Raw genomic sequence first — 22,406 nt, 5'->3', positions numbered from 1 at the left:
ACCCGAGTGAAAGTCGTGTCTCGCCGGCGCACTGGCGCCTGTACCGGTGCGTTGGCGCTGGCCCTGGGCGCTGTGGCCGTTCCCGCCTACGCGGACCCCAATCCGGTCACCGACTACCGTCAGCTGGCCGGTGTCGGCTCCGCAGTGACCCAGGACGTGATGAACGCGATGGGCGACGCGATCACGAACTCCAACGGCAAGGTCATCGCGTCCTGGAACGCCACCGGATCCAGCACGATCAAGACCAAGGCGACCGGTTCCTGCACGATCACACGACCCGAGGGCGACCGGGGTGGCATCGCCTTCCTGAACGGCGCCCTGGACGGTGGCACCGGCTGTGTGGACTTCGCCCGTTCCTCGCGTGGTCCGTCCGACACCAACTCCACGGATCTGACCTTCGTCCCCTTCGCCAAGGACGCCGTGTCCTGGGTGAAGCGCTCGGACAGTGCCCTGCCGGACAACCTGTCGACAGCTCAGCTAAAGGCGATCTACGTATGCACTCTGACCGAGCTGAACGGTGTCCGGATCACTCCGATCCTGCCATTGGGCGGCGCCGGGGTGGACAACCGCTGGGGCAGCTTCCTCTCCTTCATCGGTGTGCCGACTCCCGGCTCCTGCGTACAGGCCCCCAACGACGCGATGCAGGAGATCGACGGCACGGTCCTGGACAGCGCAGGTGACATCGCGCCGTACTCCGTGGCCGAGTACACCGCCCAGGAGACCGCCGTCGTGGACGACCGTCGTGGTGACGCCGTGCTCGGCTCCGTGGACGGTCAGTCTCCACGGAACGAGGACGGCCTCTCGCTGAACCTCTCCTTCCCCTACCTGCGGAACGTCTACAACGTCTTCCCGACCGCCAAGCTGTCGGACTCGGTGATCGCGAACACCTTCGTGGGCACCGGCTCGAAGGTCTGCGCGAACACCGGCGTCGTCACCGACTACGGCTTCGCCTCCCTCGGCAGTGAGTGCGGCAGCACGACCCTCAAGGGAGAGAAGTGATCACCACCCCATAATCACCGGATTCCCCGGGACGTATTCATGCCCCGGGGAATCCGTGCACCGTCAGGCGAATTCCCTTGGATTCACCTAGGAAACGGACTCGTAACCTGAAGACCGGTTGGATTTTGTGGTCGCTGGTTCGAGTCTGAGGAATTGTTCTGCGTGGCCGGCCGACGGGTCGGTGGCGAAAGAAAGAATCCGGATTTGCTTGCACGTCCATTGCTCGATCCGTTTCAACGGAGGAGAAATCAAGTGAACGTCAAGTCCCGCGTGCGTATCGGTGCCGCCGTCGGTACGGTCGCCCTGGGCCTGGGTGCCCTGGCCGCCCCCGCCGCCTACGCCGACCCGAGCTCGGCCACCGACTACCGTCAGCTGGCCGGTGTCGGTTCCGACACGACCCAGGACGTGATGAACGCTCTGGGTAACGCGATCACGAACAGCAACGGCAAGGTCATCGCCTCGTGGAACGCCACCGGCTCCTCCACGATCACGACCAAGGCGACCGGCAGCTGCACGATCAACCGCCCCGACGGCTCCGGCGCCGGCATCACCGCGCTGAACACCGCTCTGGACGGCGGCACCGGCTGTGTGGACTTCGCCCGTTCCTCGCGCGGCCCGAACAACACCACCACCACGGACCTGACCTTCATCCCGTACGCCAAGGACGCCGTGTCCTGGGTGAAGCAGGCCGGCAGCGCGCTGCCCGACAACCTGACGACCGCGCAGCTCCAGGCGATCTACACCTGCAGCCTGACCTCGCTCAATGGTGTCACGCTCACCCCGATCCTGCCGCAGTCGGCCTCGGGCACCCGCGCCTTCTTCCTCAGCTCCATCGGCGTGACCACCCCCGGCTCCTGCGTCACCACGAACTCCTCCATCCAGGAGAACGACGGCTCGGTCATCGACAGCGCGGGCGACATCTTCCCGTACTCCGTGGCCCAGTACACGGCCCAGGAGACCTCCGTGGTGGACGACCGCCGCGGTGACGCCGTGCTCGGCTCCGTGGAGGGCCAGGCCCCGCGGAACGAGGACGACCTCTCCCTGAACCTCTCCTTCCCCTACCTGCGGAACGTCTACAACGTCGTTCCGACCGCCAAGCTGTCGGACTCGGTGATCGCGGACACCTTCGTGGGCACCGGCTCCAAGGTCTGCGCGAACACCAGCGTCATCACCGACTACGGCTTCGGCACCCTCGGCAGCGACTGCGGCAGCACGACCCTCAAGGGCGAGAGCTGATCACCGTCCAGTAGCCGCGCAACGGCCGGGCACCCCACGGGTGTCCGGCCCTGTCGGCGTATCCATCCACGACCCAGACCCCGCGGGGGGACCACCACATGAATCACCGTCTCGCACCACTCAGATCACCGGTGGCGCTGCTGACCGGCATCGCCCTGCTGTGCGCCGCCCTGGCCGGGGTCCTCGCCTTCTCGGGCCGGGCCCATGCCGCCACCCAGCTCGGCAAGTTCACGATCACGCCCACCACGGGCGCCATCTCGACCTACCCCATGATCACGTCGGTGACGACGACCGCCGGCTGCCCGGACGACACCGCCGGCAAGGCGGCCATCCTCAAGGTGTTCAACCCCACGAGCGACACCACGCAGGCCACCCTCGGCCAGAGCGCCACCAAGATCGTGGCCGGCTCGGGTCCCTTCACGACGGACATCACGACCCTGGCCGCCGCGAAGAGCCTGGAGACGCGGCTGCGCACCTGGATCCCCGACGGCTCCCTCGACGGCACCTACACCCTGGGCCTGGGCTGCGGCGGCGGCACCGACGTCCCGGTCTTCCTCGCCAAGGTCCGGATCACGGGCGACACCTGGACCCTGCTCGAACAGCAGGCGACCACGCTCGCTATGAGCGCGGCCTCCGGCGTCGCCGTCGGCGGCGACCTCAAGCTCACCGCCACGGTGTCGCCCGCGACGGCAGCCGGCTCCGTGGAGTTCAAGAACGGCGACACGTCGCTCGGCACGGCGCAGGTCACCGACGGCAAGGCCGAACTCACGGTCAAGGCGCCCGCCGTCGCGGGCATCACGACCTACACCGCCGCGTTCACGCCCACCGACGCCGACTCCTACTCCACCGCGGAGGCCTCCACGGGCGCCACGATCGACTACGCCTTCTCCGCCAAGGACGCCGACGGCAAGGCCCTCGCCGACAAGCCCACCCTGGCCATCGGCCAGAAGGTGAAGGTCACCGTCCAGGGCTTCACGCCCGGCGACACCGCCAAGGTGGGCGTCTCCGGCAGCACCGCGACCTTCGCCGACGCGACCGCGAACGCCGACGGCACCATCGCGGACTACGCGTTCACCGTGCCCAACGCCCTGCCCAACGACGAGCACAGCCTGTACTTCGAGGTCTCGTCCGGGAAGCGCGCGAACTACCCCTTCGTCAGCACCGACGCGGACACCTCCAGCCCCAGTCCCTCCGACAACCCCGACCTCACCGTCACCGACGAGGACGGCAACACCCTCGACACCAACCCGAACCTCGAAGCCGGGCAGAAGGTGAAGATCACCGCCCGTGGCTACAGCGCGAGCGCCGGGGTCAAGGTCACCCTGGCCGACAGCGACGCGACGTTCGACGACGCGAAGGCGAACGCCGACGGCACCGTGGAGAACTACGCGTTCACGGTCCCGAAGGACATCGCGGACGGCGACCACACGCTGACCCTCGCCGAGGACAAGACCGACGGGCACAGCGTGGACTTCGCGTTCACCACCGGCTCCGACGACTCCAGCGAGTCCCCCGAGCCCAGCGCCTCCGCCTCGGACAGCAGCGGCACGGACACGGGCGGTACCGGCAGCGGCGGTTCGGACACCGGTGGTTCCACCGGTGGGGACACCGGCGGCTCCGGCAGCGGCGGCGGCTCCATGGCCTCCACCGGCGCCCAGGTCGGCGCCATCGGCCTGGCCTCCCTCGCCTTCCTGTCCGCCGGTGGTGCACTCGTGCTCCACATGCGCCGCAAGGGCCTGCTGACCTTCGGCGGCGACACCCCGCAGCACCGCTGACCGACCGATCGGCCGACGGGCCGGCCCGGGGGCACACGCCGACGTGTCCCCGGGCCCGCCCGTTCACCCAGGACCCGCCAGAGAACCCTCCGCTTCGAGGAGCGCACCCCGTGACCACCCTCGCCCCACCCTCGGCCGGCGCGTCGGCGCCCGCCGACGGACCGCCCGACCCGCCGCCGCCCCCGCCGACCGCCGAGCCGCGCCGGGAGACCCCGCGGCCCCCCGCCCGCCCCGGGCTCGCACTCGCCGGGGCGGCCGTGTGCGTTCTCGCCGCCGTGCTCCTCGGCTTCGCCGCGAACCTCACGATCGTCGGCCACCTCCAGCACGCCCGCGACCAGCAGACCGCCTACGACGAGCTGCGCAAGGAACTCGCCCTGGGCACCGCCCCGGTGGGCCAGCGGGACTACGAGGGCAAGCTGCTGAAGCCGGGCGCGCCCGTCGCCCTGCTGCGCATCCCCGCCCTCGGTCTCAAGGAGGTCGTCGCCGAGGGGACCACCTCCGAGGTGCTGATGGCCGGGCCCGGACACCGCAGGGACACCCCGCTGCCCGGCCAGGCAGGCACCGCGGTGATCATGGGCCGCCAGTGGGGATACGGCAGCCCCTTCCACGACCTGCACCAGCTGCCCGTCGGCAGCCGTATCGAGATCACCACCGGCCAGGACAGGTCGGTCTACGAGGTCACCGGCGTCCGCCGGGCCGGCGACGAACTGCCCGCCCCGGTCGCCGAGGGACAGGGACGGCTCACCCTCATCACCGCGACCGGCGCGCCGTACACCCCGAGCGGGGTGCTCCGGGTCGACGCCAAGCTGGTCACGGCCGTGCAGCCCAACCCGCCCCGTGATCTGCGGGCGGGCTGGATCGCCGACTCCGAACAGGCCCTCGGCACCGACTCCGGTGCCTGGCTCGGCGTCTTCCTGTGGACCCAGGGCCTGCTGCTCGCCTCGCTGCTCGCGGTGGTCGCCTTCCGCGTCTGGGGCCGCTGGCAGACCTGGATCTGCGCGGGCCCGCTGCTGCTCGCGCTGGGCCTCGCCGACTCCCAGTCCCTCACCGCACTGCTGCCCAACCTGCTCTGACACCGCTCCGAACCACCGGCCTCCGCACGGAAGTTGACCCACCGCATGTCCGAGAACACCGATCTTGTCGACACCGTCGTCCAGCCGCCCGTCGAGAGCGCCCGCGGCGGCGGACCCCGCTTCGGGGACGGCCCCGCCTCCCTGCGCGCCGACGCCGTCTCCGCCTGGTTCGGCGACCACAAGGTCCTCGACCGGGTCTCGCTCACCATGCCCGCCCGTCAGGTCACCGCGCTCATCGGCCCCTCCGGCTGCGGCAAGTCGACCTTCCTGCGCATCCTCAACCGGATGCACGAGCTGATCGGCTCCGCCTCGCTGGCCGGCCGCGTGCTCCTCGACGAGGTCGACATCTACGACCGCGGGCGGCGCATCACCCACGCCCGCCGCGAGATCGGCATGGTCTTCCAGAAGCCGAACCCGTTCCCGGCGATGTCGATCTACGACAACGTCGTCGCCGGCCTCAGGCTCAACGCCATCAAGGTCGGCCGCGACGGCAGGGACGACCTGGTCGAGGAGTGCCTCACCAAGGCGGGCCTGTGGAAGGAGGTCCGGGACCGGCTCCGGCAGCCCGGCGGCGCGCTGTCGGGTGGTCAGCAGCAGCGGCTGTGCATCGCGCGTTCCCTCGCGGTACGGCCGCGGGTGCTGCTGATGGACGAGCCGTGCTCGGCGCTCGACCCGACCTCCACCCGCCGGATCGAGGAGACCATCCACGACCTCAAGGACGAGGTGACGATCGTCATCGTCACCCACAACATGCAGCAGGCCGCCCGCGTCTCCGACAACTGCGCCTTCTTCCTCGCCTCGCACGGCACGCCCGGCGTGATCGTCGAGCACGGCGACACCCACGCGATGTTCAACTCACCCCAGGACGAGCGGACTTCGGACTACGTGAACGGACGTTTCGGGTGACGGGGGCGGGCGGCGGGTGGGCCGCCGGGGCGCTGGCGGCGGTGCTGCTTCTCGCCGGGTGCGGGGTCGGGGCGGGTGCGGGGGCAGGGGAGAGCGACAGGGGTGGGGCCGGGAGTGAGGCCGCAGGTGGGGCGCGGGTCCCGGACACGGCTGACCGGGCGGCGACGCCCTCGGCGTCGATGACGCCGTCGCGGTCGGCTCCGTCCGTCTCCGCCTCCCTCGCGCCGCCGGTGCGCCGTGTCCCGCGGTCGGGTACGCCTCGTCCGTCGGCGAGCGCGGGGGGCCGGGTGCCCGGCCCGGACCTGTCCAGCCGGGTGCCCGTCACGTCGTCACGCCGTCCTGCCGCCAGTACGCCGGCCTCGAAGGTGCCGGAGGTGCCGAAGACCCCGGAGGCCGCGACCGGCACCACCATCCGGATCGGCACCTGGTCCGCGGGCGTGATCCGCGGCGGGCAGGACGAGGTGGACGCCTGCAAGGACGCCGTGCAGTGGGCGGGCCCCAACATCGGCACCGAGGACGGCTACGAGATGCGGACCGTCGTGATCGTCGGTCACGACTACTGCGGCTTCGACCTGTTCGCCACCCTCCGCGTCGGAACCCGGGTCACCATCGGCACCCCGCGCGGCACCTGGACGTACACCGTGTACGCCAACTACGTCACCCCGGGCCGCGGCGCCCCCGCCGCCGGGCTCTACTGGGGCGACCTCACCCTCCAGTCGTGCGTGGGCCCCGACACCGGGTTCAGCTACCTGGTACGGGACTGACCGCTCACGGTGCGCTCGGCCACACCAGCAGCATGTACGCCCCGCAGTACGCCGAGCCCGCGATCGCCGCCGTCAGGGCGAGGACGCGTACGCGCGTCGAGGCGCGGGCCAGATACCCGGCGAGCGGAAGCAGCAGCGGGAAGCCGGGCAGGAGGAAGCGGGCGCGCGGGAAGTAGACGCCGCCGCTGGCCACCACGATCACCAGCAGGACCGCGCTGAACACGAGCAGCGGGAGCGGCTGCCGGTCCGCCGCGGCCAGCCCGAACAGGACGACGGAGGCCAGCATGGTCAGGCTCACCACGACCAGGAACAGCTCCGGGCGTGAGACCTGCCCGAACAGGTGCCGCAGCCAGCGCAGCGTCTCCGCGCCGCCGTCCAGCTCGTTGTGCCACATCCGCTGCACGGCGAAGTAGCCGTCCCAGCGGTGGAGTCTGACGCCCACCCAGCCGACGTACGCACACCAGCCGAGCGGGGCCGTCAGGGCCGCCGTCAGGGCGCGCCACGAGAAGCGGGTGCGCAGGGAGAGCAGGGCGGTGACGGTGACGGCGGCGGCCACGGCGATGCCGGTCGGCCGGGTCAGGCCGGCCAGCACCGAGCCGGCCGCCGCGTACAGCCAGCGCCCGGTCAGCACCGCGTACAGCGTCCACGCGGCGAACGCCGTGAACAGGGACTCGGTGTAGCCCATCCACTGGACCAGGCCCACCGGGTACGCCGCCCACAGCACGGTGAGGAGGAGGCCGACCCTGCGGCCGGCCAGCCGGTCGCCCACCGCGAAGACCCCCCAGGCGGCGGCCAGGGACGCCAGCCACGCGAGGGCCAGTCCGGTGCTGGCCCGGGTGCCCGGGGTCAGCACCGCGACGGCTTTCACCAGCAGCGGGTACAGCGGGAAGAACGCCAGGTTGTTGTGGTCGTACGCGGTACCGAGCACGTGGACGTACCCGTGGTCGGCGATGCCCAGGTACCAGCGGGAGTCCCACTGCGTCGCCAGCATCGGCCACACGCCGTGGTGGCGCCGGTGCGCCCACACGGTGAGGACCAGCAGGCCCGTGAGGCGTACGGCGAGGTACGCGGCGAGCGCCGGAGCCGCCCGGCGCAGGGCATGGCGGGGCACGGCCGCGGTGGGGAGGCGGGGTCGTCGGGTGCCCGGGATGTGCCCGCGGGGGGCGGTGTCGGGGGCGGTCGAGGACACGGCGGCGGCTCCAGTACGACGGCTGTCACGGCGGGGGTTACCCGTTCACCGTTTCCCGGCCGCCGGGGCGGTGCATGGCGCCGCGTCAACTGCCGCCGGGAAATCACCCGATGGGGTGCTATAGACCCGTCCACGGGGCAACAGTGGGATCAGTTCCTCGCCCAGATCGAGCCGCTGTCCAGCCGGGTGCCGTGGATGGTCGGCTTCGGCAACCACGACATGAAGCCTGCTACTCACCCAACGCGTACGGCGGCAACGAGGCCCGGTTCACCCTGCCGGGCAACGGGTTCGACCCGGCGAACGCGCCCGGCGCCTACTCGGTTCACCGTCGCTCGTCAGTGCTGACGGCCGGGTGGGGGTGCCCCGGGTTCGGGGGCACCCCCGCGGTGCATTCAGATGCCGGCCGCGGCCGACAGGTCGTGCTTGATCGCCGTGAGCAGGGCGGTGGCCTTCGCTCGTGCCGCGGGGAGTTCGTCGTGGCTGGTCACGGGGACGACGACTTCCAGGTAGCACTTCAGCTTCGGCTCGGTGCCGCTCGGGCGGACGACGACGCGGGCGCCGGTGAGGGTGTAGCGGAGGCCGTCGGTGGGGGGCAGTTTGTCCGTGCCCCGGGTGAGGTCCTCGGCCCTGGTGACGGGGAGGCCGGCGAGTTCGGTCGGGGGGTGCTCGCGGAGGCGTCGCATCGCGTCGGCGATGACGGAGAGGTCCTCGACGCGGACCGAGAGCTGGTCGGTGGCGTGCAGGCCGTGTTCCACGGCGAGGTCGTCGAGGAGGTCGAGGAGGGTACGGCCCTCCTCCTTGAGGACGGAGGCCAGCTCGGTGATCAGGAGGGCCGCGGTGATGCCGTCCTTGTCGCGGACGCCGTCGGGGTCGACGCAGTAGCCGAGGGCCTCCTCGTAGCCGTAGCGCAGGCCGTCGACGCGGGCGATCCACTTGAAGCCGGTGAGGGTCTCCTCGTAGGGGAGGTTCGCCTTCTCGGCGATGCGGCCGAGGAGGGAGGAGGAGACGATCGACTCGGCGAAGACGCCTTGCGCGCCGCGGCGGACCAGGTGGGCGGCGAGCAGGGAGCCGACCTCGTCGCCGCGGAGCATGCGCCACTCGCCGTCCTGCTTGACGGCGGCGGCGCAGCGGTCGGCGTCCGGGTCGTTGGCGATGACCAGGTCGGGGTCGGTCTCGCGGGCCTTCGCGAAGGCGAGGTCCATCGCGCCGGGCTCTTCCGGGTTGGGGAAGGCGACGGTCGGGAAGTCGGGGTCCGGGTCCGCCTGTTCGGCGACGAGGGCGGGGGCGGGGAAGCCGGCGCGGGCGAAGGCGGCGAGGAGGGTTTCCTTGCCGACGCCGTGCATGGCCGTGTAGACCGTGCGGGCGGTGCGGGGGGAGGCGGGGGACAGGACGGCGTCCGTGCGGGCCAGGTAGGCCTCCAGGACCGTGTCGTCGAGGGTTTCCCAGCCGGTGTCGGGGCGGGGGACGTCGTGGAGGGTGGTGATCGCCTGGATCTCGGCGGCGATCTCCGCGTCGGCGGGCGGGACGATCTGGGAGCCGTCGCCGAGGTAGACCTTGTAGCCGTTGTCGCGGGGCGGGTTGTGGCTGGCGGTGACCTCCACGCCGGCGACCGCGCCGAGGTGCCGTATGGCGAACGCGAGGACGGGGGTGGGGAGGGGGCGGGGGAGTACGACGGCCTTCAGGCCGGCGCCGGTCATGACCGCGGCGGTGTCGCGGGCGAAGTCGGCGGACTTGTGGCGGGCGTCGTAGCCGACGACGACGGTGCCGGTGGCGTGGCCGTGGGCCTTCAGGTAGGCGGCGAGGCCGGCGGCGGCGCGGATGACGACGGAGCGGTTCATGCGCATCGGGCCGGCGCCGAGTTCGCCGCGGAGGCCTGCGGTGCCGAACTGGAGGGTGCCGCTGAAGCGGGCCGACAGTTCGGTGACGTCACCGGAGTCGATGAGCTTGGCGAGCTCGTCGCGGGTCTCCGGGTCGGGGTCCTCGGTCTGCCAGGCGCGGGCCCGGGCGATGAGATCGTCGTGCACGGTCGTCGTCCAACCTCTCGTGGTGTGCCTGCGGCGCAACCGCGGCTTCGGTGGGGGTGCGCGTAGCGCCTACGGGTGGGTGGTGGGTCCGGGGCCGGGGCGGGAAGTCCCCGTCCTCGGACCGGCGGTCCTGTCTCTCGTGCGGTACGGGCCGGCCAACGCCGGCCACTGCGGGCGGGAACTCCCCACCCCGTCCCCTTCCCGCCGCGGGCGACTGCACCGCCCCATTCGGCTGGGGTGACTGCAGCGTCCCGTTCGGCGGGGGTGGTGACTGCAGGACCCGTTCGGCAGGGGTGGTGACTGCAGCGTCCCGTTCGGCGGGGGTGGTGACTGTGGGTCTCGTTCGGTGGGGGTGACTGCAGCGTCCCGTTCGGCGGGGTGGTGACTGTGGGTCTCGTTCGGTGGGGGTGACTGCAGCGTCCCGTTCGGCGGGGTGGTGACTGTGGGTCCCGTTCGGTGGGGGTGACTGCAGCGTCCCGTTCGGCGGGGTGGTGACTGCGGGTCCCGTTCGGTGGGGGTGACTGCAGCGCTCCGTTCGGCGGGGTGGTGACTGCGGGTCCCGTTCGGCGGGGGTGGCTGCAGCGCCCCGTGAGGGGCGCGGGGAACTGCGCGGGTGGCCACGACGGGCCCGCGGACGCCTGCGGACTGTACGGGGCAGCCCGGACGGCGTCCTCAGAGCCTGCCCAGCACCTGCGCCAGGAGCTCGCCCATGCGCGCCGCCGAGTCGCGGCCCGCCTGGAGGACCTCCTCGTGGTTGAGGGGCTCGCCCGTCATGCCCGCGGCGAGGTTGGTCACGAGCGAGATGCCCAGCACCTCGGCGCCCGCCTCGCGCGCAGCGATCGCCTCCAGGACCGTCGACATGCCCACCAGGTCCGCCCCGATCACGCGGGCCATCCGGATCTCGGCCGGCGTCTCGTAGTGCGGGCCGGGGAACTGCGCGTAGACGCCCTCTTCGAGGCTGGGGTCGATCTCCTTGCACAGGGCGCGCAGGCGGGGGGAGTAGAGGTCGGTGAGGTCGACGAAGTTGGCGCCGATGATCGGGGAGGTCGCCGTCAGGTTGATGTGGTCGCTGATGAGGACCGGCTGGCCGGGACGCATGCCCTCGCGCAGGCCGCCGCAGCCGTTGGTGAGGATGATCGTCTTGCAGCCGGCGGCCACGGCGGTACGGACGCCGTGGGCGACGGCGGCGACGCCCCGGCCCTCGTAGTAGTGCGTGCGGCCCAGGAAGACCAGCGCGCGCTTGTCACCGGAGGAGTACGAGCGGATCTTGCCGCCGTGTCCCGCTACGGCCGGCGGCGGGAAGCCGGGCAGCTCGGTGACCTGGAACTCGGCGTCGGGAGCGCCCAGGGCGTCGACGGCCGGGCCCCAGCCGGAGCCCATCACGAGGGCGACGTCGTGGGTGTCGGCGCCCGTGAGCTCGCGCAGGCGGGCGGCGGCCGCGTCGGCGGCGGCGTGGGGGTCGCCCTGGATGTCGTCCGGAAGAAGAGATGCGTTCACGCGGATGAGAGTAGCTGGTCTGGGCCTACGCGCGTAGATGACGGAGCTCATGGGATTGCGATCGTTGTCTTGTCGTTTCCGACGAGGGGTGTGACGCAGGTGACCTTTGTGGCTGCTGTGAGGGGTCTGTGCGGCTTTCGGGGTGCGGTCACTCGTCCGCGACGAGGACGTCCTTGTCGTTGAAGACCTCGACGATGAAGATCAGCAGCCGGCCACGGCTGACCGTGTACTCCACGAGGACGTTCTGCGTGAGGCGGATGGTGCGGTCGTCCCCGGTGGAGCTTATGGGGCGGGACACGGAGAGGAAGGGGTCCCGGGCGAGGAGGGCGATGCCCTTGTCGAACGCCATGCGCTGACGGTCGTCCAGCCGGTCGCGGGCGGCCGCGGCCTGCACGGTGTAGTACACGTCGTACGTGGTGGGGGACATCCGCTCTCCCGGTGATGCGTCGGTCCCACCAGTGTAGGGACGCGGTCTGTCAGCAGGGTCGCTTGCGCAGTTCCATCACGTAATCGTGTGGTGCGCCCGCGGATTCCGCGGCGTCGGCGATCTCGCCCAGGTAGCGGGCGGAGGGCAGGCCGCCCTCGTAGCCGTCCAGGACGTAGAGCCAGGCGGTCTCCTCGCCCTCCAGGGTGTGCACGCGCACCTTGGCACGGCGGTAGATGCCCAGGCCGACGCCCTCCCAGCGGTCCATGGACTCCTCGTCCATCGGGGCGATGTCGTACAGGCCGACGAAGACCTGGGACATCGGGTCCTCGACGATCGTCGCCAGCGCGCCCTCCCAGCCCATGTGCTCGCCGCCGAAGGTCAGCCGCCAGCCGTTCAGCCACCCGGTGGCGCGCAGGGGCGAGTGCGGGGCGCGGCGGGACATCAGCCGCGCGTCGAGATTGCCGGCGTACCCGGCGTAGAGCGACGACATGGGGAGAGGGTACGGCAGGCGTCACGGGTGCCACTCCTGCCCCAGGCGGTGGCGGGTGGCGCCCCCGGGCAGTGGCACCTTGAAGCGTGCGGGACAATGGAGTACGTGACTCGGATCGTGATCATCGGTGGCGGACCCGGCGGCTATGAAGCGGCGCTGGTGGCCGCGCAGCTCGGCGCGGAGGTGACCGTCGTCGACTGCGACGGTCTGGGCGGAGCGTCGGTGCTGACCGACTGCGTGCCGTCGAAGACTCTTATCGCTACGGCCGAGGTCATGACGACCTTCGATTCGTCGTACGAGGAACTGGGGATCATCGTCGCCGACGACACCCCGCCGCTGGAGCAGGCCGCCCGGGTGGTGGGCGTCGACCTGGGGAAGGTCAACCGGCGTGTGAAGCGGCTGGCGCTGGCGCAGTCGCACGACATCACCGCCTCGGTGACGCGCGCGGGTGCGCGGGTCATGCGCGGGCGGGGGCGGCTGGAGGGCATGCAGGCCCTGGACGGGTCGCGGAAGGTCGTCGTCAGTGCGGCGGACGGGAGTGAGGAGACTCTTGTCGCGGACGCGGTGCTCATCGCCACCGGTGGGCATCCGCGGGAGGTGCCCGACGCCCTGCCCGACGGCGAGCGCATCCTGAACTGGACGCAGGTGTACGACCTGACCGAGCTGCCCGAGGAACTCATCGTGGTCGGGTCCGGTGTGACCGGCGCCGAGTTCGCGGGTGCCTATCAGGCGCTGGGGTCGAAGGTCACGCTGGTGTCCTCGCGGGACCGCGTGCTGCCCGGTGAGGACCCGGACGCGGCTGCTGTGCTGGAGGACGTCTTCCGGCGGCGCGGGATGAACGTGATGGCCCGGTCGCGTGCGGCTGCCGCCAAGCGGGTCGGGGACCGGGTCGAGGTCACGCTCGCGGACGGGCGGGTCATCAGCGGTTCGCACTGCCTGATGGCCGTCGGTGCCATTCCGAACAGTGCGGGGCTCGGGCTGGAGGAGGCCGGCGTGAAGCTGCGCGACTCCGGGCACATCTGGACCGACAAGGTGTCGCGGACCACGGCTCCGGGCGTGTACGCCGCCGGTGACGTGACCGGTGTCTTCGCTCTGGCGTCGGTCGCCGCCATGCAGGGGCGGATCGCGATGTACCACTTCCTGGGCGACGCGGTGGCCCCGCTGAACCTGAAGACCGTCTCGTCGAACGTCTTCACCGATCCCGAGATCGCGACGGTGGGGTACACGCAGGCCGACGTGGACGCGGGCAAGATCGACGCCCGGGTGGTGAAACTGCCGCTGCTGCGCAACCCGCGCGCCAAGATGCAGGGCATCCGGGACGGCTTCGTGAAGATGTTCTGCCGGCCGGGGACCGGGATCGTGGTCGGCGGTGTGGTCGTCTCGCCGCGGGCCTCGGAGCTCATCCATCCGATCTCGATCGCCGTCGACAACAATCTGACGGTCGAACAGATCGCGAACGCGTTCACCGTGTATCCGTCTCTTTCGGGGTCGATCGCCGAGGTGGCACGGCAGTTGCACACGCGGAAGGCGACCGGGGAGGCCTGACGGCCGGAACCGACTCCCCGCTGGTCACGGGGAGTTGTCGGGCATGCGTACGGCATAGTCGCGCGGGGTAGGTCCTATACCACTCCTGACCCTGCTGTGCGAACAACTTCTGCTATTCGGCGCAAACTGCTGAAAGCAGACGGTCGTTGGGGTTACTGTCAGTTTCGTGTTCGCTGCAGAACGTCGCCAATTGATCCTCGAAATGGTGCGAGCGAACGGGGCCGTATCGCTCCGTGAGCTCGCCCGCGTCGTCCAGACCTCCGAAGTGACCGTACGGCGGGACGTGCGCGCACTGGAGGCAGAAGGACTCCTCGACCGCCGGCACGGCGGTGCGGTACTGCCGGGCGGGTTCACGCGGGAGTCCGGCTTTCCGCAGAAATCTCATCTCGCGACCGCCGAGAAGACGGCCATCGCCGATCTCGCCGCGAGCCTCGTCGAAGAGGGCGAGGCCATCGTGGTCGGGGCGGGTACCACCACGCAGGAGCTCGCCCGCCGGCTGGCGAGAGTGCCCGGCCTGACCGTCGTCACCAACTCGCTGCTGGTGGCACAGGCGTTGGCCCATGCCAACCGGGTCGAGGTCGTGATGACCGGCGGCACTCTGCGGGGCTCCAACTACGCGCTCGTCGGCTCCGGTGCGGAGCAGTCCCTGCAGGGGCTGCGGGTGTCGAAGGCCTTCCTGTCCGGGAGCGGGCTCACCGCCGAGCGGGGGCTGTCCACGTCCAACATGCTGTCGGCCTCCGTCGACCGGGCGCTGGTGCAGGCCGCCGCGGAGGTCGTGATCCTCGCCGACCACACCAAGCTCGGCACGGACACGATGTTCCAGACCGTGCCGACCGATGTCATCACCCGGCTGGTCACCGACGAGCCGCCGCCCCACGACGACCGAGCCGTCACCGAGCTGCAGGCCCTTGCCGACCAGGGGGTGCAGATCGCCGTGGCCGGGGCGTCGGGAAACCCGGGGGGTGATCAGGCCCCGGCGCGGCAGCAGCATCAACAGCGCCGGGACGTTGCTCTGCCGGGGCCGCGGCGGAGTCAGGCGCCGGGGGCGGGGTCGGGGTTGCGGCCGGCTTCGATGCTGGGGGGAGAGCAGCCGACGGGAGGCGAGCGGGGGCGGGTTGCCGACATGCGGCGGCGGTGATGCCTAGCCGCCGTGGAGGTGGGGGTCGTGGGCGGGTGCGGGTCCGCCGTGGACGCCCGCGCAGTTCCCCGCGCCCCTGGGTTTCCCGGGTCTGAGTCCCTTCAAGGTCAGGGTCAGCAAGCGGTCCGCCAGTTGCGGGTCTCCCGGTGACTCCTCCGCTGCCAGGGCGATGGCGTGGGTGAGTTGGAGGAGATCGGTGATCTGCACGTCCGCTCTCACCGTGCCCGCCTCCTGAGCGCGGGTCAGCAGGGCCGCGCCCGCCTCCCGCATCGGGGTGCCGCAGCGGGACAGGGCCGAGGTCGGGGAGGCCGACATCAGGGCCCTCGACAGGCCCCGGTATGCCGCCGCGTGGGCGACCACCTCGCGGAGCCAGGTCAGCAGGGCCTGGCAGGGGTCGGCGGCGGCCTGCAACTCGGTGGCCCTGGCCAGGAGTTCGCGCACCGCATCCTCGAAGACCGCGCTCATCAGGGCGTGCCGGTTCGGGAAGTGCCGGTAGAGGGTGCCGATACCCACGCCGGCCCGGCGGGCCACGTCCTCCAGTGAGGCGTCCGTGCCGTGCTCGGCGAACACGGTGCGGGCCTCGGCCAGCAGCCGGTCGTGGTTGCGGCGGGCGTCCGCGCGCATGGGGCGTTCCATGGTCCGGGAAGCCGTCCAGAAAGTCGGGTGCCCGGCGAACGGGTGACGTTCGCCGGGCGGTGTGGTGCGGGGTGGCGTCAGTCCTTGATCTCGCAGATCACGGCGCCGGAGGTGAGGGAGGCGCCGACCTCGGCCGCGAGGCCCTTGACGGTGCCGGCCTTGTGGGCGTTGAGGGGCTGCTCCATCTTCATGGCCTCCAGGACGACGATCAGGTCGCCCTCCTTGACCTCCTGGCCCTCCTCCACCGCGACCTTGACGATCGTGCCCTGCATCGGCGAGGCGAGGGTGTCGCCGGAGGCGGCCGGGCCGGACTTCTTGGCGGCGCGGCGCTTCGGCTTGGCACCCGCGGCGAGGCCGGTGCGGGCCAGGGTCATGCCCAGGGACGCCGGGAGGGAGACCTCCAGACGCTTGCCGCCGACCTCGACGACGACCGTCTCACGACCGGTCTCCTCCTCGGCCTCGGCGTCGGCCGGGGCCGTGAAGGGCTTGATCTCGTTGACGAACCCGGTCTCGATCCAGCGGGTGTGGACCGTGAAGGGGTCCTCGGAGCCGGTCAGCTCGGGGGCGAACGCCGGGTCGCGGACGACGACGCGGTGGAACGGGATCGCCGTGGCCATGCCCTCGACCTGGAACTCGTCCAGGGCGCGGGCGGCCCGCTGCAGGGCCTCCGCGCGGGTGCGGCCGGTGACGACCAGCTTGGCCAGCAGCGAGTCCCAGGCGGGGCCGATGACCGAGCCGGCCTCCACGCCCGCGTCCAGGCGGACACCGGGGCCGGAGGGGGCGTCGAAGCGGGTGACCGTGCCGGGGGCGGGCAGGAAGTTGCGGCCCGGGTCCTCGCCGTTGATCCGGAACTCGAACGAATGACCGCGCAGCTCGGGGTCGTCGTAGCCGAGCGCCTCGCCGTCGGCGATCCGGAACATCTCGCGGACCAGGTCGATGCCGGCGACCTCCTCGGTCACCGGGTGCTCCACCTGGAGGCGGGTGTTGACCTCCAGGAAGGAGATCGTGCCGTCCTGGCCGACCAGGAACTCGCAGGTGCCGGCGCCGACGTAGCCCGCCTCCTTGAGGATGGCCTTGGAGGCGCGGTACAGCTCGGCGACCTGGGCCTCGGAGAGGAACGGCGCGGGGGCCTCCTCGACCAGCTTCTGGTGGCGGCGCTGCAGCGAGCAGTCACGGGTGGAGACGACCACCACGTTGCCGTGGGTGTCGGCCAGGCACTGGGTCTCCACGTGCCGGGGGCGGTCCAGGTAGCGCTCCACGAAGCACTCGCCGCGGCCGAAGGCGGCCACCGCCTCACGGACGGCGGAGTCGTACAGCTCCGGGACCTCTTCGAGGGTGCGGGCGACCTTCAGGCCGCGCCCGCCGCCGCCGAAGGCCGCCTTGATGGCGATCGGCAGGCCGTGCTCCTCGGCGAACGCCACGACCTCGTCGGCGCCGTTCACCGGGTCCGGGGTACCGGCCACCAGCGGGGCGCCTGCGCGCTGGGCGATGTGCCGGGCGGCCACCTTGTCACCGAGGTCGCGGATGGCCTGCGGCGGCGGGCCGATCCAGGTCAGGCCCGCGTCCAGGACCGCCTGCGCGAACTCCGCGTTCTCGGAGAGGAAGCCGTAGCCCGGATGGACGGCGTCCGCGCCGGCTTCGCGGGCGGCGTTGAGGACCTTGGAGATGTCCAGGTAGCTGGTGGCGGGGGTGTCACCGCCCAGGGCGAACGCCTCATCCGCGGCGCGGACGTGCAGAGCGTCCCGGTCCGGTTCCGCGTAGACGGCCACGCTCGCGATCCCGGCGTCCCGGCAGGCCCGGGCCACGCGGACAGCGATTTCGCCACGGTTGGCGATGAGCACCTTGCGCACGATTGAGGCTCCCTCCTTGAAACAAGCCGAGTTTAGGGACTGCCGACACGGCACTTCGACCCGTCCCCAATGGTGACCTTGCCCACACAGAGCGTGATGCGAAGCTCACCCAACCCGCGAAATCCCTTGTCGCACCTCGGTACGCAGGACTCCTTCGGGAAACCCTAGCCCTGTCATGTGGTCAAGGTCTCTGTGAGAGCGTGCCGCGCCCCACTCCGTTTCTTTGTTGAGTCCCTACGAATGGCCCAACGTTTCTTTGCTGCCGACCGGACCCTTGTCCCGCGGTTTACCCGTTAGTAGCGTTCGCGATGTCTTGAACGAACTTCAAGTAACACCGGCTTGGTCGCGTGGTCGGGCCGTGAACGAAAGTGGGTGGGGACCGGTGGTGCGCAGACCGGTGGCGTGGGTCGTGGCGGTCATACTCTTCGCCGAGGCATTGGGCATCGCGGCACTCAACTGGTTCATGGGAGTGGTCGTCGATCGCCAGGACATGTCCCTGGCCGGCCTCGACCCGGACCGGATGTCGATGTCCGCGAAGGCCGGTGCCGTGGTCTTCGGCCTCTACTTCGCCCTGTGCGGCCTGGTGGCCCTCCTGGTCGCCGTCCGCAACCGGCCGCCCGCCGGCCTCGGCCGGGTGCTCCTGATCAGCGTGGCGGTCGTGCACGCCCTCCTGGGCGCCGTGTCGTGGGGGCTGATCGGCTGGACGGCGTTCCTGTTCATGGTGGTCGTCCTCGCGCTCGTCGTGCTGCTGCTGATGACGTACGACCAGGTGGACGGGGCCGGTACGGCCGGGACCGGAGCCGGCGGCGGGGGCGAGGGCGGTTCCGGGCCCGCGAGCGAGCCGGAACCGGGGCCGGCGGCGGAGGCGAAGAACGACACGCCGCCCGCGGGGCCCTTCACTCCACCGGCGCCCACAACTCCGTGATGCCGACGCCGAGCTCCGCCAGGAGCCGGCGGACCAGGGGCAGGCTGATGCCGATCACGTTGCCGTGGTCGCCGTCGATGCCCTCGATGAACGGCGCGCTGCGGCCGTCCAGGGTGAACGCTCCCGCCACGTAGAGGGGTTCGCCGGTGGCGACGTAGGCGGCGATCTCCTCGTCGGTGGGCTCGCCGAACCGCACGACCGTGGACGCGGTCGCCGACACCCAGCGCTTGCTCGCCGTGTCCCAGACGCAGTGCCCGGTCTGCAGGGTGCCGACCCGGCCGCGCATCGACTTCCAGCGGGCGGCGGCCTCCTCGGCGTCGCCCGGCTTGCCGAGAGCCCGGCCGTCGAGGTCCAGCACGGAGTCGCAGCCGATGACGATCGCGCCCTGCACGTCGGGGCGGGCGGCGACCACCGACGCCTTCGCCTCCGCGAGGGCGAGGGCCAGGTCGGCCGGGGTGGGGGCGGTGACGGCGTCCTCGTCGACGCCGCTGACGATCACCTCGGGGGCGAGACCCGCCTGGCGCAGGAGGTTCAGCCGGGCGGGGGACTGGGAGGCGAGGACGAGTCTGCGCATGGGGGCAGCGTATCGGGGTGGGCCGACAGGGGGCTGCTCACCTCACGCCGAGCACGATCATCAGGACGATCATGACCAGGGCCAGGAAGACGCCGAGCCGCCGGAGGGTGTTCTGCATGTCCTGCAGGTCCTTCGGCGGCTCGTCTTCGGGGTCCGACCACAGCATGTCACCAGCGTGGGGCCTGGCCGGGGGCGGCGCCTGAGTAGGGGTACTCAAATCGGTGCCCGGGGTTCCTCTTGGGTGCGCCCGCGCGGCGGAGCCGCAAATGGATACAGCCTCGCGCCCCTGGGTCTGTTGCTGTCAGGCCGGCCAGTAAGTGCGGCTCCAGGCGGTCGGGCTCGGTGCCGGGACGCGCTGCTGGGCGACGCGGGCGGGGTCGGACCAGGCGCTTGTCGGCCGGGGGGTGCCGGGAGGGACGGCTGCCAGGGCCGCCGCGCGTGCCCTGACGACCGCCAGGGCCGCGGCCAGCTCCTCCGGGGTCGGGTTGCCCCGTATGACCTTGATCGTCACAGCGGCTCCTTAGAGGGGGATGTTGCCGTGCTTCTTCGGGGGCAGGGACTCGCGCTTGGTACGGAGCTGGCGCAGGCCCCGTACGACGTGGCGGCGGGTGTCCGAGGGCATGATGACGGCGTCGATGTAGCCGCGCTCGGCCGCCGTGTAGGGGTTGAGGAGGGCGTCCTCGTACTCCTGGATGAGCCGCGCCCGGGTGGTCTCACCCTCACCTGAGGCCTCCGCCTCCGCGATGGTGCGGCGGTGCAGGATGTTGACGGCGCCCTGGGCGCCCATGACGGCGATCTGGGCGGTGGGCCAGGCGAGGTTGAGGTCGGCGCCCAGGTGCTTGGAGCCCATGACGTCGTACGCGCCGCCGAAGGCCTTGCGGGTGATGACGGTGATCAGCGGGACCGTCGCCTCCGCGTAGGCGTAGATCAGCTTGGCGCCGCGGCGGATGATGCCGTCGTGCTCCTGGTCGACGCCGGGCAGGAAGCCGGGGACGTCGACGAAGGTGATGACCGGGACGTTGAAGGCGTCGCAGGTGCGGACGAAGCGGGAGGCCTTCTCGCTCGCCTTGATGTCGAGGCAGCCGGCGAACTGCATCGGCTGGTTGGCGACGATGCCGACCGGGTGGCCCTCCACGCGGCCGAAGCCGGTGACGATGTTCGGGGCGAACAGGGCCTGCGTCTCGAAGAACTCACCGTCGTCGAGAACGTGTTCGATCACCGTGTGGATGTCGTACGGCTGGTTCGCGCTGTCCGGGACCAGGGTGTCCAGCTCGCGGTCCTCGTCGGTGACGGCGAGGTCGGCCTCCTCGGGGAAGACCGGGGGCTCGGAGAGGTTGTTGGACGGCAGGTACGACAGCAGCTGCTTGACGTACTCGACGGCGTCCTTCTCGTCGCCGGCCATGTGGTGGGCCACGCCGGAGACGGAGTTGTGGGTCCGGGCGCCGCCCAGCTCCTCGAAGCCGACGTCCTCGCCGGTGACCGTCTTGATGACGTCAGGGCCCGTGATGAACATGTGGGACGTCTGGTCGACCATGACCGTGAAGTCGGTGATGGCCGGGGAGTACACGGCGCCGCCGGCGCAGGGGCCGACGACCAGCGAGATCTGCGGGATCACGCCGCTCGCGTGGGTGTTGCGGCGGAAGATCTCGCCGTACGCGCCGAGGGAGGCGACCCCCTCCTGGATGCGGGCGCCGCCGGAGTCGTTGATGCCGATGACCGGGCAGCCGGTCTTCAGGGCGAAGTCCATCACCTTGACGATCTTCTGGCCGTAGACCTCGCCGAGGGCGCCGCCGAAGACGGTGAAGTCCTGCGAGAAGACGGCGACGGGGCGGCCGTCGACCGTGCCGTAGCCGGTGACGACGCCGTCGCCGTAGGGGCGGTTCTTCTCCAGGCCGAAGTTGGTGGAGCGGTGCCGGGCGAACTCGTCCAGCTCGATGAAGGAGCCCTCGTCGAGGAGCAGCTCGATCCGCTCACGGGCCGTCAGCTTGCCCTTGGCGTGCTGCTTTTCTACGGCGCGCTCCGAACCGGCGTGTGTCGCTTCGTGGACACGGCGCTGGAGATCCGCGAGCTTCCCCGCGGTCGTGTGAATGTCGATCTCTTCCGGCTCGGACATCGGGATGCGGCTCCCTGCCTGCTCAAAAGGGGGGACGGTTACTCATCCGTAGCGTAGTGGGGCGCCTACCAAACGGCAGTGCGGCATACAACACACCTAGGGTGGCTTGCATGACGCCGCGAGACGCAGCAGACGCGAACAACAATCGTTGGTCCGACCTGGACCGTCCACCGCTGAACGGGGCGGGGCTGCGCAGGGCCCTGGTGCGGGACGGCGGGCACGGGGGCCTGTACTGCGACATCGAGGTCGTGGACCGCACCGGTTCCACCAATTCCGACCTCGTGGCCCGTGCCGTCGCGGGGGATGCCGACGAGGGTGCGGTGCTGGTCGCCGAGGAGCAGACGGCGGGGCGGGGGCGGCTGGACCGGCAGTGGACGGCGCCGCCGCGCTCGGGCCTGTTCTTCTCGGTGCTGCTGAAGCCGGCCGAGGTGCCGGTGGCCCGCTGGGGCTGGCTGCCGCTGCTGACCGGGGTGGCGGTGGCGACGGGGCTGGCGCGGGGCGCGGGCGTCGACATGGCGCTCAAGTGGCCGAACGACCTCCTGGTCACCGTCGGTGACGAGGAGCGCAAGGCCGGGGGCATTCTCGCGGAGCGGGCCGGCGAGGACGCGGTGGTGGTCGGCGTCGGCATCAACGTCACGCTCCGCGCGGCGGAGCTGCCGGTGCCGCAGGCCGGTTCGCTGGCCCTGGCCGGGGCGGTGAGCACGGACCGGGAGACGCTGCTGAGGGCCGTTCTGCGGTCCCTGGAGGACTGGTACGGGCGCTGGCGCGAGGCGGGCGGCGATCCGGGCGCGAGCGGGCTCCAGGAGGCCTACGCGGCGGGCTGCTCGACGCTGGGGCGGACGGTGCGGGCGGAGCTGCCCGGGGACCGGGCGCTGGTCGGGGAGGCGGTGGCGATCGACGGCGACGGGCGCCTGGTCATCGCCACGAAGGAGGGGGTCCAGGAGCCGGTGGGAGCGGGCGACATCGTGCACCTGCGCCCGGCGTGAGGCCGGGGGTCGCTTCGCTTACCGGCGCCGGCCGGGTGGCCCCGTAAGGGGCGCGGCGAACTGCGCGCTCCGCCCCCACCGGCCCGCGGTGGAGCGTCTGCCGGCAGCTGGGTGGCCCTGATAGGGGCGCGGGGAACTGCGCGCTCCGCCCCCACGGGCCTGCGGTGGAGCGTCTGCCGGCAGCTGGGTGGCCCCGATAGGGGCGCGGGGAACTGCGCGCCCCGCCCCCACGGGCCTGCGGTGGAGCGTCTGCCGGCAT

Annotated in this window: 21 protein-coding genes and 1 pseudogene; 11 read left to right on the top strand and 11 right to left on the bottom strand. The window is 71.4% G+C overall.

What is annotated here, in order from left to right; translation table 11 throughout:
* Nucleotides 1–6: 6 nt before the first annotated feature.
* The 6 genes from ACIQVL_RS12670 (at nucleotide 7) to ACIQVL_RS12645 (ending at nucleotide 6,753) form a co-directional block, all read left to right on the top strand.
* Entirely contained in the window at nucleotides 7–999 is a 993-nt protein-coding gene (locus tag ACIQVL_RS12670; RefSeq protein WP_403438043.1) for a hypothetical protein, read from the top strand.
* 252 nt (nucleotides 1,000–1,251) lie between these two features.
* Nucleotides 1,252–2,235 (top strand): substrate-binding domain-containing protein, encoded by a 984-nt coding sequence (locus tag ACIQVL_RS12665; RefSeq protein ID WP_403438041.1) that lies wholly within the window; start codon nucleotides 1,252–1,254, stop codon nucleotides 2,233–2,235.
* Between the two features lie 98 nt (nucleotides 2,236–2,333).
* Nucleotides 2,334–4,010, top strand: a complete 1,677-nt coding sequence (locus tag ACIQVL_RS12660; RefSeq protein ID WP_403475290.1) for an Ig-like domain-containing protein — start codon at nucleotides 2,334–2,336, stop codon at nucleotides 4,008–4,010.
* Between the two features lie 110 nt (nucleotides 4,011–4,120).
* The gene (locus ACIQVL_RS12655) at nucleotides 4,121–5,083 is read left to right on the top strand and encodes a sortase (RefSeq protein WP_403475289.1); all 963 of its coding nucleotides are present in this window, start codon (nucleotides 4,121–4,123) and stop codon (nucleotides 5,081–5,083) included.
* 45 nt (nucleotides 5,084–5,128) lie between these two features.
* A complete protein-coding gene (locus tag ACIQVL_RS12650) occupies nucleotides 5,129–5,989 on the top strand; it encodes a phosphate ABC transporter ATP-binding protein (RefSeq protein ID WP_403438035.1) in 861 nt (286 codons plus the stop codon).
* Nucleotides 5,990–6,363: 374 nt separating this feature from the next.
* Entirely contained in the window at nucleotides 6,364–6,753 is a 390-nt protein-coding gene (locus tag ACIQVL_RS12645; protein WP_403438033.1) for a hypothetical protein, read from the top strand.
* Nucleotides 6,754–6,757: 4 nt separating this feature from the next.
* Here ACIQVL_RS12645 and ACIQVL_RS12640 read toward each other — a convergent pair whose 3' ends face one another.
* Entirely contained in the window at nucleotides 6,758–7,942 is a 1,185-nt protein-coding gene (locus tag ACIQVL_RS12640; protein ID WP_403475288.1) for a hypothetical protein, read from the bottom strand.
* A gap of 144 nt (nucleotides 7,943–8,086) precedes the next feature.
* Here ACIQVL_RS12640 and ACIQVL_RS12635 point away from each other — a divergent pair.
* Nucleotides 8,087–8,289: pseudogene (locus ACIQVL_RS12635) on the top strand (phosphoesterase); the annotation flags it as partial.
* 45 nt (nucleotides 8,290–8,334) lie between these two features.
* Here ACIQVL_RS12635 and ACIQVL_RS12630 read toward each other — a convergent pair.
* From ACIQVL_RS12630 to ACIQVL_RS12615, 4 genes are all read right to left on the bottom strand, one after another.
* On the bottom strand, nucleotides 8,335–9,966 hold the full coding sequence (locus ACIQVL_RS12630; protein WP_403475287.1) for a phospho-sugar mutase: 1,632 nt from the start codon (nucleotides 9,964–9,966) through the stop codon (nucleotides 8,335–8,337).
* A gap of 672 nt (nucleotides 9,967–10,638) precedes the next feature.
* Nucleotides 10,639–11,463 carry a purine-nucleoside phosphorylase gene (locus ACIQVL_RS12625; RefSeq protein WP_403438027.1) on the bottom strand — a complete coding sequence of 275 codons (825 nt, stop codon included), beginning with the start codon at nucleotides 11,461–11,463 and terminating at the stop codon, nucleotides 10,639–10,641.
* Nucleotides 11,464–11,611: 148 nt separating this feature from the next.
* Nucleotides 11,612–11,890 (bottom strand): type II toxin-antitoxin system RelE/ParE family toxin, encoded by a 279-nt coding sequence (locus tag ACIQVL_RS12620; RefSeq protein WP_393810030.1) that lies wholly within the window; start codon nucleotides 11,888–11,890, stop codon nucleotides 11,612–11,614.
* Nucleotides 11,891–11,939: 49 nt separating this feature from the next.
* The gene (locus ACIQVL_RS12615; protein ID WP_403438025.1) at nucleotides 11,940–12,380 is read right to left on the bottom strand and encodes a gamma-glutamylcyclotransferase; all 441 of its coding nucleotides are present in this window, start codon (nucleotides 12,378–12,380) and stop codon (nucleotides 11,940–11,942) included.
* A gap of 96 nt (nucleotides 12,381–12,476) precedes the next feature.
* On the opposite strand from ACIQVL_RS12615, the gene ACIQVL_RS12610 reads away from it, so the two are divergent.
* Entirely contained in the window at nucleotides 12,477–13,925 is a 1,449-nt protein-coding gene (locus ACIQVL_RS12610) for an NAD(P)H-quinone dehydrogenase (protein WP_403438023.1), read from the top strand.
* 202 nt (nucleotides 13,926–14,127) lie between these two features.
* Nucleotides 14,128–15,063 (top strand): DeoR/GlpR family DNA-binding transcription regulator, encoded by a 936-nt coding sequence (locus ACIQVL_RS12605; protein ID WP_403438022.1) that lies wholly within the window; start codon nucleotides 14,128–14,130, stop codon nucleotides 15,061–15,063.
* A 3-nt stretch (nucleotides 15,064–15,066) separates the two neighbouring features.
* On the opposite strand, the gene ACIQVL_RS12600 is transcribed toward ACIQVL_RS12605, so the two are convergent.
* Both ACIQVL_RS12600 and ACIQVL_RS12595 read right to left on the bottom strand, forming a co-directional pair.
* A complete protein-coding gene (locus ACIQVL_RS12600) occupies nucleotides 15,067–15,687 on the bottom strand; it encodes a TetR/AcrR family transcriptional regulator (protein WP_403475286.1) in 621 nt (206 codons plus the stop codon).
* Between the two features lie 89 nt (nucleotides 15,688–15,776).
* The gene (locus tag ACIQVL_RS12595) at nucleotides 15,777–17,549 is read right to left on the bottom strand and encodes an acetyl/propionyl/methylcrotonyl-CoA carboxylase subunit alpha (protein ID WP_403443498.1); all 1,773 of its coding nucleotides are present in this window, start codon (nucleotides 17,547–17,549) and stop codon (nucleotides 15,777–15,779) included.
* 382 nt (nucleotides 17,550–17,931) lie between these two features.
* Between ACIQVL_RS12595 and ACIQVL_RS12590 the strand changes: the two genes are divergently transcribed.
* The gene (locus tag ACIQVL_RS12590) at nucleotides 17,932–18,474 is read left to right on the top strand and encodes a hypothetical protein (RefSeq protein ID WP_403443501.1); all 543 of its coding nucleotides are present in this window, start codon (nucleotides 17,932–17,934) and stop codon (nucleotides 18,472–18,474) included.
* Here the strand turns inward: ACIQVL_RS12590 and ACIQVL_RS12585 are convergent.
* The 4 genes from ACIQVL_RS12585 to ACIQVL_RS12570 form a co-directional block, all read right to left on the bottom strand.
* Nucleotides 18,446–19,048: a Maf family protein gene (locus ACIQVL_RS12585; protein ID WP_403475285.1), complete on the bottom strand. Its 603-nt coding sequence runs from the start codon at nucleotides 19,046–19,048 to the stop codon at nucleotides 18,446–18,448. The two genes, ACIQVL_RS12590 and ACIQVL_RS12585, sit on opposite strands and share 29 nt — an antisense overlap.
* 37 nt (nucleotides 19,049–19,085) lie before the next feature.
* Complete coding sequence (gene mmpB / locus ACIQVL_RS12580; RefSeq protein ID WP_362595034.1) at nucleotides 19,086–19,214, bottom strand: morphogenic membrane protein MmpB; 129 nt, start codon at nucleotides 19,212–19,214, stop codon at nucleotides 19,086–19,088.
* 135 nt (nucleotides 19,215–19,349) lie between these two features.
* Nucleotides 19,350–19,559 carry an acyl-CoA carboxylase epsilon subunit gene (locus tag ACIQVL_RS12575; RefSeq protein ID WP_403443505.1) on the bottom strand — a complete coding sequence of 70 codons (210 nt, stop codon included), beginning with the start codon at nucleotides 19,557–19,559 and terminating at the stop codon, nucleotides 19,350–19,352.
* Between the two features lie 9 nt (nucleotides 19,560–19,568).
* Entirely contained in the window at nucleotides 19,569–21,161 is a 1,593-nt protein-coding gene (locus ACIQVL_RS12570) for an acyl-CoA carboxylase subunit beta (protein WP_403443507.1), read from the bottom strand.
* Between the two features lie 110 nt (nucleotides 21,162–21,271).
* Here ACIQVL_RS12570 and ACIQVL_RS12565 point away from each other — a divergent pair, with 110 nt between their 5' ends.
* Complete coding sequence (locus tag ACIQVL_RS12565) at nucleotides 21,272–22,147, top strand: biotin--[acetyl-CoA-carboxylase] ligase (RefSeq protein WP_403475284.1); 876 nt, start codon at nucleotides 21,272–21,274, stop codon at nucleotides 22,145–22,147.
* Nucleotides 22,148–22,406: the final 259 nt, after the last annotated feature.

It is taken from the genome of Streptomyces sp. NPDC090499, from assembly GCF_044769305.1.
In the GTDB taxonomy this organism is placed as follows: domain Bacteria; phylum Actinomycetota; class Actinomycetes; order Streptomycetales; family Streptomycetaceae; genus Streptomyces.
This window is presented reverse-complemented; position numbering and strand designations above follow the sequence as displayed.